Annotated in this window: 10 protein-coding genes and 1 pseudogene; 5 read left to right on the top strand and 6 right to left on the bottom strand. The window is 70.8% G+C overall.

Annotated elements, in window-relative coordinates:
* The first annotated feature begins 134 nt into the window (after window positions 1–134).
* Window positions 135–992: an alpha/beta hydrolase gene (locus BHU06_RS13545; protein ID WP_070399711.1), complete on the top strand. Its 858-nt coding sequence runs from the start codon at window positions 135–137 to the stop codon at window positions 990–992.
* Between the two features lie 45 nt (window positions 993–1,037).
* Here BHU06_RS13545 and BHU06_RS13550 read toward each other — a convergent pair whose 3' ends face one another.
* On the bottom strand, window positions 1,038–1,514 hold the full coding sequence (locus BHU06_RS13550) for a YidB family protein (protein ID WP_070399712.1): 477 nt from the start codon (window positions 1,512–1,514) through the stop codon (window positions 1,038–1,040).
* Window positions 1,515–1,547: 33 nt separating this feature from the next.
* The gene (locus tag BHU06_RS13555) at window positions 1,548–2,723 is read right to left on the bottom strand and encodes an MFS transporter (RefSeq protein WP_070399713.1); all 1,176 of its coding nucleotides are present in this window, start codon (window positions 2,721–2,723) and stop codon (window positions 1,548–1,550) included.
* A 248-nt stretch (window positions 2,724–2,971) separates the two neighbouring features.
* On the opposite strand from BHU06_RS13555, the gene BHU06_RS23135 reads away from it, so the two are divergent.
* The gene (locus BHU06_RS23135; RefSeq protein WP_070399714.1) at window positions 2,972–4,525 is read left to right on the top strand and encodes a methyl-accepting chemotaxis protein; all 1,554 of its coding nucleotides are present in this window, start codon (window positions 2,972–2,974) and stop codon (window positions 4,523–4,525) included.
* 14 nt (window positions 4,526–4,539) lie between these two features.
* Here the strand turns inward: BHU06_RS23135 and BHU06_RS13565 are convergent, their stop codons facing one another.
* Complete coding sequence (locus BHU06_RS13565; RefSeq protein WP_070399715.1) at window positions 4,540–5,244, bottom strand: 16S rRNA (uracil(1498)-N(3))-methyltransferase; 705 nt, start codon at window positions 5,242–5,244, stop codon at window positions 4,540–4,542.
* Window positions 5,245–5,302: 58 nt separating this feature from the next.
* On the bottom strand, window positions 5,303–6,394 hold the full coding sequence (locus BHU06_RS13570) for an aminoglycoside phosphotransferase family protein (protein WP_070399716.1): 1,092 nt from the start codon (window positions 6,392–6,394) through the stop codon (window positions 5,303–5,305).
* Between the two features lie 120 nt (window positions 6,395–6,514).
* Between BHU06_RS13570 and lptD the strand changes: the two genes are divergently transcribed.
* The 3 genes from lptD to rsmA are packed head-to-tail and all read left to right on the top strand — an operon-like array spanning window position 6,515 to window position 11,023.
* Window positions 6,515–8,902, top strand: a complete 2,388-nt coding sequence (lptD, locus tag BHU06_RS13575) for an LPS-assembly protein LptD (protein WP_070399717.1) — start codon at window positions 6,515–6,517, stop codon at window positions 8,900–8,902.
* Complete coding sequence (locus BHU06_RS13580) at window positions 8,895–10,265, top strand: peptidylprolyl isomerase (protein ID WP_070399718.1); 1,371 nt, start codon at window positions 8,895–8,897, stop codon at window positions 10,263–10,265. The genes lptD and BHU06_RS13580 overlap by 8 nt, the downstream gene beginning before the upstream one ends.
* Window positions 10,262–11,023: a 16S rRNA (adenine(1518)-N(6)/adenine(1519)-N(6))-dimethyltransferase RsmA gene (rsmA, locus tag BHU06_RS13585; RefSeq protein WP_070399719.1), complete on the top strand. Its 762-nt coding sequence runs from the start codon at window positions 10,262–10,264 to the stop codon at window positions 11,021–11,023. The genes BHU06_RS13580 and rsmA overlap by 4 nt, the downstream gene beginning before the upstream one ends.
* Before the next feature lie 267 nt (window positions 11,024–11,290).
* Here the strand turns inward: rsmA and BHU06_RS13590 are convergent.
* Window positions 11,291–11,686 (bottom strand): annotated as a pseudogene (locus BHU06_RS13590) (barstar family protein); the annotation flags it as partial.
* A gap of 53 nt (window positions 11,687–11,739) precedes the next feature.
* Window positions 11,740–12,168 carry a ribonuclease domain-containing protein gene (locus BHU06_RS13595; RefSeq protein ID WP_083293226.1) on the bottom strand — a complete coding sequence of 143 codons (429 nt, stop codon included), beginning with the start codon at window positions 12,166–12,168 and terminating at the stop codon, window positions 11,740–11,742.
* Between the last annotated feature and the right edge of the window lie 122 nt (window positions 12,169–12,290).

Here is a 12,290-nt window from a genome sequence, read left to right on the forward strand (position 1 = left end):
ACACCCCCGCCGCGCTTCGCGCGACCCCCTCCAGGGGGCCATGCCTGCGGCTCGGCACAGCCGGTTCCGTGGCATTCCTCGGTTGCGCACGCCGTGCGCGGCGTGTTTGGCGAACGCCGACGGACGATGAAGAGATGAGCGACACCACGCAAGCCCCGTTCACCGCCCGCGACGGACTCAACCTCGCGCTCTACGACTGGCCCCTGCCTTCGCGCGTGCGCCCGCGCGGCGTGGTGCTCATCGTGCACGGCCTGGGCGAGCACGCCTGGCGCTACAACGACCTGGCGCACCGTCTCAACGAATGGGGCTTCTTCGTGCGCGCCTACGACCAGCGCGGCCACGGCGACTCGGGCGGCGCCCCCGGCGTATTGCCCGACGACGACGCCCTGCTCGACGACCTGCACGAAATGGTGGACGACACGCGGCGCCACATCGCCGAGCCCTGGTCCTGCCCGCTGATCCTGCTCGGCCACAGCATGGGCGGCCTGGTCAGCGCCACCTTCGTGCAGCGCGGCATGGCCCGGGTGGACGCGCTGGTGCTCTCCTCGCCCGCGCTGGACGCCGGGCTCTCGGGCTTCAAGCGCTGGTTGATCGGGCTGATGATGCGGCTGTCGCCCGACACCACCCTGGGCAATGGGCTGGACGCGGAGAAGATCTCGCACGACCCGGCCGTGGTGAAGGCCTACCAGCGCGACCGGCGCGTGCACGACCGCATCAGCGCGCGGCTGGCGCGGTTCATCGACGACAACGGCCCCCGGGTGCGCGCGGCGGCGGCGCGCTGGCCAGTGCCCACTCTGCTGATGTTCGCGGGCGACGACCACCTGGTGGACCCGGCCGGCAGCGTGGCCTTCGCGAACGCCGCGCCGGCCCCCATGGTGGTGGCGCGCCGCTTCGACGGCCTGTACCACGAGATCTTCAACGAGCGCGACAACGCCGCGGTGTTCGACACCCTGCGGCAGTGGCTGGACCGCCTGGCGCCCGCGCGGGGCTGAGCGCCCCGCTGGGGTTGGTTCCGGCCGGCCCCGGGCGGCGGCGCCTCAGCGCCGCATCAGGCCGCCGAGCAGGCCGCCCAGATCGCCCAGGCCACCGCCCCCTGCGGCGCCGCCGCCCAGCAGGCCGCCGAGCGCGTCCAGGGGGTTGCTGCCGGCCTCACCCGCCGCTGGCACGCGGCCCTGCGGCGTGAGCTGGTCGATCAGCCCGGGCAGCACCTGCGCCAGCACCGACGAGGCCTGCTGGCCGTTGCCGCCGAGCAGGCCGCCCAGCGCGCCCATGAGGTCGGGGCCCAGCGCGCCGCCGAGCTGCTCGCCCGACACCGGCTGGTTGGCGCCCGTGCCCACCCAGGACTGCGCGGCCTCGCCCAGGCCGCCGGCCTGCAGCTTGGCCAGCAGGCCTTCGATGCCACCCGATTGCTGCAGCAGCTGCGCCACCAGCGCCATCACCTGCTGCGCGTCGAAGCCACCGGCGGCGTTCGAGCCGTTGCCTGATCCGCCCAGCATTGCATCCAGAAGTCCCATGTAGTGCTCCAGGGCGCGGAACCGCTCCGCGCGTCAGGCGGCATTGTGGGCGGCCCCCCGCCGGCGGGCAAGCCAGAGCAGGGAGAGGCCCAGCAGCGCCACCGGCAGCAGCGAGCCCAGGTTGAGCCAGGTCCAGCCCTGCGTGGTGACCAGCGCGCCCGAGGCGAAGGAGGTCAGCGCCATGGTGGCGAACACGCCGAAGTTGATGGCGGCCTGGGCGCGGTCCTTTTCCTCCGGCCGCCAGGCCTGCAGCGCCAGCGTGGTGCTGCCGGTGAAGAGGAAGTTCCAGCCCACGCCGAGCAGGAACAGGGCGATGAGGAACTGGTGCAGGTCCACGCCCGAGAGCGCGACGGCGACGCAGGCCAGGTTGAGCGCCACGCCCACGCCCATGATGGGCAGCACGCCGAAGCGGCGGATCAGGTGGCCGGTGAAGAAGCCGGGCGCGAACATGCCGATCACGTGCCACTCCAGCACCAGGGCCACGTCCTCGAAGGGCAGGCCGCAGACCTGCATGGCCAGCGGCGTGGCCGCCATCAGCAGGTTCATCACGCCGTAGCCCAAGGCGGCGCCCAGCGCGGCGACGATGAACACCGGCTGGCGCACGATCTCGCCCAGCGGCCGGCCCTGCGGCGCATCGGCCGCGCGCGCGGGGACGGGGGGAAAGCGCACGAAGGCCATCACCGCCATGGACAGCAGGGCCACCACGGTCAGCGCCAGGTAGGCGCCGGCGAAGGGCGCCTCGGTCAGGCCGCGCGTGCGCGCCGCCAGGTTGGGGCCCAGCACGGCGCCGATCAGGCCGCCCGCCAGCACCAGCGAGACCGCCTTTTCGCGAAAGGCCGGCGCCGCCAGTTCGGCGGCCGCGAAGCGGTAGAGCTGGCCGTTGGCGCTGTAGTAGCCCGCCACCACCGTGCCCAGGATGAGCAGCCCGAACGAGCCCCGGGAGATGGCCCAGGCGCACAGCAGCGCCGACAGCAGGGCCACCAGCAGGCCGAGTTGGAACGAGGCCTGGCGCCCGAAGCGGCGCTGCGCTCGCGCCACCAGCGGCGTGCTCAGGGCACCCCCCACCACGTAGCCCATCACCGGCAGCGTGGCCATCCAGCCCAGCGGCGCCAGCGCCAGGCCCACCAGCCCGTTGATGGTGATGAACACCACGTTGTTGGTGAGGAACAGGCCTTGGGCGGCGGCCAGGAGCCAGAGGTTGCGGTTCATAAGCGAGCGTTTATACAGTCGCGGCCCCCGGCCCCGGTGGCGGCGGGGCCAATGGCCTGACGTGCGGACGACACCTGGGTGACCCGATTGCTATGAAAATAAAAGCAGCCATGGCATATGTGTCAAGCCAATGACGGCGGCCGGGCAGGCGTCGCCGCGACGGGCGGTCCTCAAGATGCGGGGGCCGCCTCCGAAGAAGCGGGGGTCGGCACCCGCGCGTGCCGCGTTGTCCCTGATCGGTGTTTCCCATGAACTGGCTGTCCCACATTTCCGTTCGCGCCAAGCTGGCGCTGCTGCTCGCGCTGTGCGCGCTGGGCATCTTCGCCGTGGCCGCGTCGGCCTTCGTCAGCCTGGACCGCGCCGTCGCGGCCAGCCAGCGGCTGGTGCAAACCGAGGTGAGCGCCCTGCGCGCGCTGGGCGAGGTGCGCGCCGACGTGGGCAACATGCGCCGCTTCGAGAAGGACCTGTTCCTCAACCTGGCCGACGAGGCGGCGCTGGAGCGCTATCACCAGGCCTGGACGGCCCAGGTGGCCTCGGGGCTGGCGCGCCTGGCGCAGCTGCGGCCCATGCTGCTGCCGGCGGAGCAGGCGGCGCTGGACCGCATGGCCGCGGGCCTGGGGCAGTACCGCGACGCGGTGAACGCCATCCACACCGGCATCAACCGCGGCGAGATCAACGACCCCTGGCGCGCCAACCAGGCCCTGGAGCCGGCGAAGAACGACGTGCGCGCGGCCGACGAGGCCTTCAATGAGATCAGCGCGGCCGTGAGCGGCCGGGTGGACGGCATGGTGGACGCCCTGGCCCGCCTGCAGCGCCAGGCCATGCGCGCGACCGTGCTGGCCGCGCTGGTGGTGCTGGGGCTGGCCCTGGGACTGGGCTACGTGATCAGCGGGCGCATCACGCGGCCGCTGGACGAAGCGGCGCGCGCCATCGAGCGCGTGGCGGCGGGCGATCTCACCGCTCGGGTGCAGGCCTTGGGCCGCGACGAGACGGCGCGTGTGCTCGCGGGCATCGCGCGCATGCAAGACGGCCTGGCGCGCATCGTGGGCGAGATCCGCCAGGGCGTGGGCGGCCTGGGCGTGGCGAGCAGCGAGATCGCGCGAGGCAACCAGGACCTGAGTGCGCGCACGGAGCAGACGGCGAGCAACCTGCAGGAGACGGCGGCGAGCATGGAGCAGCTGACGGGCACGGTGCGCCAGAGCGCGGACTCGGCGCGCCAGGCGAACCAGCTGGCGGCGACGGCGGCGGAGGTGGCCGCGCGGGGGGGCTCGGTGGTCTCGCAGGTGGTCACGACGATGGACGAGATCAACCACAGCTCGCGCAAGATCAACGACATCATTGGCGTGATCGACGGGATCGCGTTCCAGACGAACATCCTGGCGCTCAACGCGGCGGTGGAGGCGGCCAGGGCGGGCGAGCAGGGGCGGGGCTTTGCGGTGGTGGCGGGCGAGGTGAGGAACCTGGCGCAGCGCAGCGCGGAGGCGGCCAAGGAGATCAAGGGTTTGATCGGGGCGAGCGTGGAGCGAGTGGACGCGGGCTCGCGGCTGGTGGCCGATGCGGGGCAGACGATGAGCGAGATCGTGGGCTCGGTGCAGCGGGTGAGCGACATCATTGGTGAGATCACGGCGGCGGCGGGGGAGCAGAGCGAGGGGATCGGCCAGGTGAACGTGGCGGTGAACCAGCTCGACCAGATGACGCAGCAGAACGCGGCGCTGGTGGAGCAGAGCGCGGCCGCCGCCCAGAGCCTGAAGGAGCAGGCCGAGCGCCTCAGCGAGGCGGTGGCGGTGTTCCGGCTGGCCTGAGCCGGGTCGCGGGCTCAGGCGAGCGCCAGCGTCAGCGCCGCCAGGGCCGCGGTCTCGGCGCGCAGCACGCGCGCGCCCAGGTGCGTGGGGGCGAAGCCCGCCGCGCGGGCCTGCGCGTCCTCGGCGGCGCTCAGGCCGCCTTCGGGGCCGACCAGCACCGTGAGCGGCGCCTTGCCGCCCAGCGCCTGGGGCGCGGGCGCGCCGCCCTCGGCCAGCGAGAGCACCACGCGCGCGCCAGCGGCCTCGCGCAGGAAGGCCGCGAAGTCGCGCACCGGTTCGATGGTGGGTACGCGGTTGCGGCCGCACTGCTCGCAGGCGGCCTGCGCGATGGCCCGCCAGTGCGCCTGCTTCTTCAGCGCCCGCTCGCCCGACAGGCGCAGCACGCCGTGTTGCGTGTGCAGCGGCGCGAGCCGCGCCACGCCGAGCTCGGTGGCCTTTTCCACCAGCCAGTCCATGCGCTCGTTGGCGGGCATGCCAATGGCCAGCGTGAGCTCGCGCGCCGCCTCGCGCTCGATCGCCTCGTGCGCCTCCACCCGCACCGCGACCTCGCTGCGGCCCATGCGCGCGATGCGCGCCGACCACTGGCCGCCCTGCCCATTGAACAGGGTGATGGCCTCGCCCGGCTGCAGGCGCAGTACCTGCACGTGGCGCGCGGCGCCCGGGGGCAGCGCGAGCTCGGCCCCAGGGGCGAGCGCGGCGTCGCAGAAAAAGCGTGGCATGTGAACCCTTCGCGGTGCGAGAAGCGGACTCACCCAGCGGCGCAGCGGGGGTGTGGCCTCATGTCCTGCCGAAGGACCAGCCGCTGGCCGCCTGCAGGCCCTCCACCCCGTCGATCAGGCGCAGCAGCGGCGCCAGCTCGCGGTAGCGGTGGGCGGTGGCGCGGATGTAGGCGATGAAGCGCGGCGCATCGGCCAGGTACTTGGGCTTGCCGTCGCGCAGCGTGAGGCGCGCGAAGATGCCCGCGACCTTGAGGTGGCGTTGCAGGCCCATCCACTCCACCGCGCGGTAGAAGGCACCGAAGTCGGCGTGCCAGTCCTCGAAGTCCATGAGGCCAAGCTTGCGCGCCTGTTCCCAGTAACGCACGGTGACATCGATGACGAAGTCCTCCTCCCAGCTGAGGAAGGCGTCGCGCATGAGGCTGGCGATGTCGTAGGCGATCGGGCCGTGCAGCGCGTCCTGGAAGTCGAGCACGCCGAGCTGCGTGGCCGGCGTATCGCCGCGCTCGCGCAGCACCATCAGGTTGCGCGGCATGAAGTCGCGGTGCACGTAGACCATGGGCATGGCCAGCACGCGGGCCACGATCAGGTCGAAGGTTTTTCGCAGGACCTGCTGCTGGCTGTCGTCCAGCACGAGGCCCTTGTGTTGCCCGAGGTACCAGTCGGGGAAGAGCTGCAGTTCGCGGCGCAGCACGGCCTCGTCGTAGGGTGGCAGCACGCCGGGGCGGCTGGCCTGCTGCCAGGGCAGCAAGGCGGCCAGGGCGTCGCGGTAGAGGTCCGCGTTGGCCTGGGGTTGCGCGGCGTCGATGACGTCCAGCATGGTCTGCGTGCCCAGGTCGTCGAGCAGCAGGAAGCCGTGGGCCCGGTCCCAGTCAAGCACCTGCGGCACGCGCAGGCCGGCCGCGCGCATCAGCTCGGCGATGCGCACGAAGGGCTCGCTGTTTTCCTTGTCGGGCGGCGCGTCCATCACGATCGCGCTGCCACCGGCCTCGTCGTCCAGCCGCAGGTAGCGGCGAAAGCTCGCGTCGGCCGAGGCCGGGCGCAGGCTGGCGGGGACCAGGCGATGTTGGCGCGCCAGCGGCGCGAGCCAGGAATGGAAGGCCGCCTCGCGCTGCGGGTCGGCCCACGCGACGGTCGTCGGCGGCGGGGTCATGGCTGGGGGAGGTGGGGGGCTGGGCGCCAGGCCCGCGACGGGCCCCGTGGAATAATCCGGCGGATTCTACAAACGCCTCCAACGCCAGCGTGCGCGGCCCGAACGCCGCCGGGCCCGATCTTGAAACGCCGCACCCTTCTGTCTCGTTCTCCTGTCCGGTACGCGCTCGCGCCGGTGGCCGCGGCGGTGGTCGGCGCCTGCCTGGCCAGCGCCGCGCAGGCGCAGGACAAGGGCCTCACGCTGCGCCCCAGCCTGCGCTTGCAGGAGCAGTTGCCGGCCGACGTGCGCAGCCAGACGCCCACGTTCGTCTCCGGCCAGCGCATCGAAGGCCACACCGGCGAGTCCACCACCGTCGAGGGCGAGGCCGAGCTGCGCCGCCACGACACCGTGATCCGCGCCGACCGCCTGAGCTTCGACGAGGGCACGCGCGAGGCCCATGCCGAAGGCAACGTGCTCGTCAACCGCAGTGGCGACCGGTTCATGGGCCCCGAGCTGCGGCTCAACGTGGACACCTTCAAGGGCTACTTCGACCAGCCGCAGTTCGAGCTGCTCAACAACAATGGCCGCGGCGACGCCGCGCGCATGGACTTCCAGGACCAGGACCATTCCACCGCGCACCAGGCCCGCTACAGCACCTGCCCGCGCGTGCCGGGCGCCGACTGGATGCCGGCCTGGCTGGTGCGCGCCAACCGCATCGAGTTCGACAACGTGGAGCAGGTCGGCACGGCCTATGGCGGCGCGCTCGAATTCAAGGGCGTGCCCATCCTGGGGGCGCCCTACTTCACCTTCCCGCTGAGCGACCAGCGCAAGTCGGGCCTGCTGCCGCCGGCCATCAACCTGGACAACCTGAGCGGCCTCGAGCTCACGCTGCCCTACTACCTCAACCTGGCGCCGAACTACGACCTGACGCTGTTCCCCACGCTGATGACCAAGCGCGGGATCGACATCGGCGCCGAGTTCCGCTACCTGCAGCCCGACTACACCGGCCGCCTGCGCGGCTCGTTCATGCCCTCGGACCGCCTGCGCGGCGAGGACCGCTGGAGCTACACGCTGCAGCACACGCAGGCCCTGAGCAACGCCCTCAACCGCCTGGGCGGCAGTGGCAGTTCCGGCCTGTCGCTCAACCTCAACCGGGTGAGCGACGACAACTACTGGCGCGACTTCCCGCGCGCCTCGGCCACGCTGACGCAGCGCTTGCTGCCCAGCGACGCCGTGGTCAGCTGGGGCAAGGGCCCCTGGTCGGCCTCGGCCGGTGTCTACACCTGGCAGACGCTGCAGGACATCGATACGCCGATCACGCCGCCCTACGACCGCCTGCCCTCGCTGGGCCTGAACTACGGCCTGAGCGACCTGAACTGGGGCGGCCTGTCGGGCCGCGGCGCGGTGTCGGTTTACGGCGAGTACACCCGCTTCGAGTCCGATCCCCTGCTCACCGGCCAGCCCAACGGCGAGCGCGCAATGGCCGTCGCGACCATCAGCCACCGCTTCCAGACGCCGGGTTGGTTCATCGAGCCGCGCGCGCGGCTGCACAGCACGCAGTACAACTTCGACCAGCCCCTGGCCAACGGCCAGCGCAGCGCCTCGCGCGCCGTGCCCACCGTCAGCCTGGACAGCGGCCTGGTCTTCGAGCGCGACGCCAGCTACTTCGGCCGCGCCTTCCTGCAGACCCTGGAGCCGCGCGCCTACTTCACCTGGACGCCCTACCGCGACCAGAGCTTCCTGCCCAACTACGACTCGGCCGCGACCGACTTCAACCTCGCGACCATCTACTCCGACAACGTCTTCACCGGCAACGACCGCATCTCCGACACGCGCGGTGTCACCCTGGGCGTGAGCTCGCGCCTGCTCGACCCCGGCACCGGTGCCGAGATCGTGCGCCTGGGCATCGCGCAGCGCTACCTGCTGGCCGACCAGGACGTCACGCTGCCCGGCGGCACCCCCGTGCAGGAGCGCTTCAGCGACGTGCTGCTGGCCGCGCGCGTGCAGTGGACGCCGCGCTGGCTGCTCGACACCACCTTCCAGTACAACCCCAGCAGCAACGAGTCCGTGCGCACCACCGTGAGCGCGCGCTACACGCCCGGGCCCTACCGCGTGCTCAGCGCCGCCTGGCGCCTGCAGCGAGGCGCCTCCGAGCAGTTCGACATTGGCTGGCAGTGGCCGCTGAGCGGCATCTTCGGCCGCAGCCCCGAGGCCGTGCCCGGCCAGGCCCTCGGCCCCGGCCAGTGGTATGGCGTGGGTCGCGTCAACTACAGCGTGCCCGACCGCAAGATCGTCGATCTGGTGGCTGGCTTTGAGTACGATGCCGGCTGCTGGATCGGGCGCGTGGTGCTCGAAAGGCTCCAGCGCAGCGCGGCCTCGGCGAACCAACGCATCCTGTTCCAGCTCGAATTCACGGGCTTCACGCGCCTCGGCTCCAACCCGCTGCAGACCCTCAGGGACAACGTGCCGCGCTACCAATACCTGCGCGAAGAAATCAACCCGCCGAGCCGGTTCCAACGTTATGACTGACCGCCCCTTCCTGACCGCTCTTGCCCTGGGCCTGGCCCTGCTGTGGCCCGCCGCCCTGCCGGCGCAGACCCTGCGCACCCCGGGCGGCCTCACCCTGCCCTCGGCCACCGCGCCCGCCGCGGGCAGCCGCACGGCCGACTACATCGTCGCCCTGGTCAATTCCGAGCCCGTCACCAACCACGAGGTGCGCCAGCGCCTGCGCCAGGTCGAGCAGACCATCGCCCAGCGCAACATCACCAACGCCCCGCCGCGCGAGGTGCTGCTGCGCCAGGTGGTCGAGCAGCTCATCAACGAGCGAGCGCAGCTGCACCTGGCCCGCGAAAGCGGCCTGCGTGTGAGCGACGCCGAGATCGATCAGGCCGAGCAGAACATCGCCGCCCAGAACAGCCTGAGCCACGAAGAGTTCCGCCGGCGGCTGCGCGCCGATGGCTACGACATCAACCGCTTCCGCGAGGAGCTGCGCCAGCAGCAGCTGCTGCAGCGCCTGCGCGACCGCGAAGTCGATTCGCGCGTGCGGGTCACCGACGCCGACATCGACGAGTACCTGCGCGAACAGAAGGGCAGCAGCGGCATCGAAAACCTCGAACTCAACCTCAGTCACGTGCTGGTGCTGGTGCCCGAGAACGCCAGCGAGGCCTTGGTGGCCGAGCGCCAGGCGCGCGCGCAGCGCGTGGCCGAGCGCGCCCGCGCCGGCGAGGACTTCGCCGCGCTCGCGCGTGAGTTCTCCGACGCCGCCGAGCGCGTCAATGGCGGCGAGTTTGGCTGGCGCTCGGCCAGCCGGCTGCCCGATCTTTTCGTGAGCAGCACGCGCGACCTGGCGCCGGGCGCCATCGCCGGCCCGCTGCGCAGCCCGGCCGGTTTTCACGTGCTCAAGGTGAACGACAAGCGCCAGGCCGGCATGCCCTCCATGAGCGTGACGCAGACGCGCGCCAGCCACATCCTGCTGCGGCCGAGCGCGCAGCTCACGCCCGAGGCCGCCATCGCGCGCCTGAGCGATTTCCGCCAGCGCATCGCGGCAGGCACGGCCAACTTCGAAACGCTGGCGCGCGAGAACAGCCAGGACGGCTCGGCCGCCAACGGCGGCAGTCTGGGCTGGGCCCTGCCCGGCCAGTTCGTGCCTGAGTTCGAAGAGGCCATGAACCGCCTGCGCCCGGGTGAGGTTTCCGAACCCATCGTCTCGCGCTTCGGCGTGCACCTCATTCGCGTCGACGAGCGCCGCAACGTGCAACTCGACGAGAAGCAGCAGCGCGAGCGCCTGCGCATGGTCGTGCGCGAGCAGAAGATGGACGAGGCCCTGGCGCTGTGGGCGCGCGACGTGCGCTCGCGCGCCTACGTCGAGATGCGCGAAGACCCGCAGCCGTGAAGCACATCGCGCGCAAGCGCTTCGGGCAGCACTTCCTCACCGACACCGGCGTCATCGACGCCATCGTGCGAGCAATCGATCCGCGTCCCGGCCAGCCCATGGTCGAGATCGGCCCGGGCCTGGCGGCGCTCACGCAGCCGCTGGTCGAGCGGCTCGGCCGCTTGACGGTGATCGAACTCGACCGCGATCTTGCGGCGCGGCTGCGCGACCACGGTCAGCTGGACGTGGTCGAGTCCGACGTGCTGCAGGTGGATTTCAGCGCCTTGCGCGCGGCCGCGTCCGGCCCCTTGCGGGTGGTCGGCAACCTGCCTTACAACATCTCCACGCCTATCCTCTTTCACCTGCTCGAGCACGTCGCTGCCGTGCAGGACCAGCACTTCATGCTGCAGAAGGAGGTCATCGACCGCATGGTCGCCGCGCCCGCCACGGCCGACTACGGGCGCCTGTCGGTGATGCTGCAGTGGCGCTACGCCATGGAGAACGTGCTGTTCGTGCCGCCTGAGGCCTTCGATCCACCGCCGCGCGTCGACAGCGCCGTGGTGCGCATGTTGCCCTTGGCCGAGCCACCGGTTCTTGATCCGAAGCACTTGGCCGAACTCGTGCAAGTCGCCTTCAGCCAGCGCCGCAAGCTGCTGCGTCACACGCTGGGCAAGTGGCTGGAGCAGCGCAACGCGGCCGGAAGTTTCGATCTGCAGCGCCGGGCCGAGGAAGTGTCCGTGGGCGAATACGTCGCACTGGCGCAAACCACGCAGGCATGAAAAAGCCCCGACAAGTGTCGGGGCTCATCCAGTGGCACCGAGGATCCGGCTTCGCCGGTCCTCAGGTGCCGCCCCCCCGTGGGGAGTGACGCGCCGCTGGCGCGGCGCGGGGGGCGTTGTTCACGCCGCGGCGAGCCAGTACCCGGCGTTGAATGGGCTGCTCATGCGCAGCGCCTGCGGGCTCACGTCGAGGATTTTGTCCGTCGGCATGGGTTCCTCGTTCTGCACTTCGATCGGCTCCTCCCCCTTGGGGCTGCGCGCCACCGAGAAGGAATAGAAGCAGCGGAACGGGATCTTGCGGTCGCTCCAGTAGTCGGCGGCGTCGCGGAAGATGTCGAGCAACTGCTCACGCGCTTCCTTGTCGAACTTGCTGTGCGCGGGGATGTGCTCAAGCACCACGATGAAGCCGGTCTGCGGGCCGGACTTGTGGACCATGTCGGTCATGCAGTCGTACAGCGCATCGAAGTTCTTGCCGAAGTGCGCGGGCAAGGTGTACTGGGCGGCGATCAACTCCAGCACGTCCTGCTTGCTCTGCGCCTTGGCCAGGTTGGCGTAGAGGAAGTGGTGGCCGAGGTACTCGGCCGCCGCTTGCAGGTCTTTCACGCCATAGGCGCGAATCGACTGAACGATGTTGGGTCGCACATTACGAAGTGGCGTGTCCATCTCCGCGTCTCTTTCACAGTCAAAGGTTGAAATACCGATCGATCGCCGGAGGCTCACTGCACGATGCGCTTGAAGCTCGAGTAGTGGTCCTCGGTGTAATAACAGGCATCAGGCGCGGCGGGCCGCGCGCCGCCACACACAATACGCCGCGCTCCCCGGTGGTTCAAACCCGGAGTGGGTACGGTGTATTCCCGGTAGTACCCCCGCTGTTCCCTGGGCAGCAGACCCTCGCGATTGAAGAAGACAGTGCCGTCTTTTTCGTAGCGAAAGGGCCCACCCTGGCGGATCTGGCCCAGAACCTGCTGACCCTGCGTTGGCAGGGCCGATACCGACATGGACGCGGCAGGGGCGAGGACGGGGGACTCGGGGCCGCGGGCCTGCACCAAAAAGGTGCTTGCGCTGGCGACCACAGTGGCCGCGACAGCCGCAAATAAGCCGGCTTTTCCCCTGCCCCAGTGCTGGCGTACCCGCCGCAAATCCATGAGGTTGGCTTGCTCCTGATGCGGGTCAACCCTGGGCCAATGTCCTGGGGTTAACCCTGAATTCAAGCGCGAGAGTGTGCCCTAACCGGCGCCAAAACGCAAGCGAATGCCTAAAAAACAGG

Source organism: Hydrogenophaga sp. PML113 (assembly GCF_001777155.1).
Classification (GTDB): Bacteria; Pseudomonadota; Gammaproteobacteria; order Burkholderiales; family Burkholderiaceae_C; genus Hydrogenophaga; species Hydrogenophaga borbori.

Excerpts from the sequence above, each read along its gene's own strand:
- BHU06_RS13550 (WP_070399712.1), bottom strand. The coding sequence starts at position 1,514 with ATGGGACTTCTGGATGCAATGCTGGGCGGATCAGGCAACGGCTCGAAC.
- BHU06_RS13565 (WP_070399715.1), bottom strand. The coding sequence starts at position 5,244 with ATGCCACGCTTTTTCTGCGACGCCGCGCTCGCCCCTGGGGCCGAGCTC.
- BHU06_RS13595 (WP_083293226.1), bottom strand. The coding sequence starts at position 12,168 with ATGGATTTGCGGCGGGTACGCCAGCACTGGGGCAGGGGAAAAGCCGGC.
- BHU06_RS13545 (WP_070399711.1), top strand. The coding sequence starts at position 135 with ATGAGCGACACCACGCAAGCCCCGTTCACCGCCCGCGACGGACTCAAC.
- BHU06_RS23135 (WP_070399714.1), top strand. The coding sequence starts at position 2,972 with ATGAACTGGCTGTCCCACATTTCCGTTCGCGCCAAGCTGGCGCTGCTG.
- BHU06_RS13570 (WP_070399716.1), bottom strand. The coding sequence starts at position 6,394 with ATGACCCCGCCGCCGACGACCGTCGCGTGGGCCGACCCGCAGCGCGAG.
- BHU06_RS13580 (WP_070399718.1), top strand. The coding sequence starts at position 8,895 with ATGACTGACCGCCCCTTCCTGACCGCTCTTGCCCTGGGCCTGGCCCTG.
- BHU06_RS13555 (WP_070399713.1), bottom strand. The coding sequence starts at position 2,723 with ATGAACCGCAACCTCTGGCTCCTGGCCGCCGCCCAAGGCCTGTTCCTC.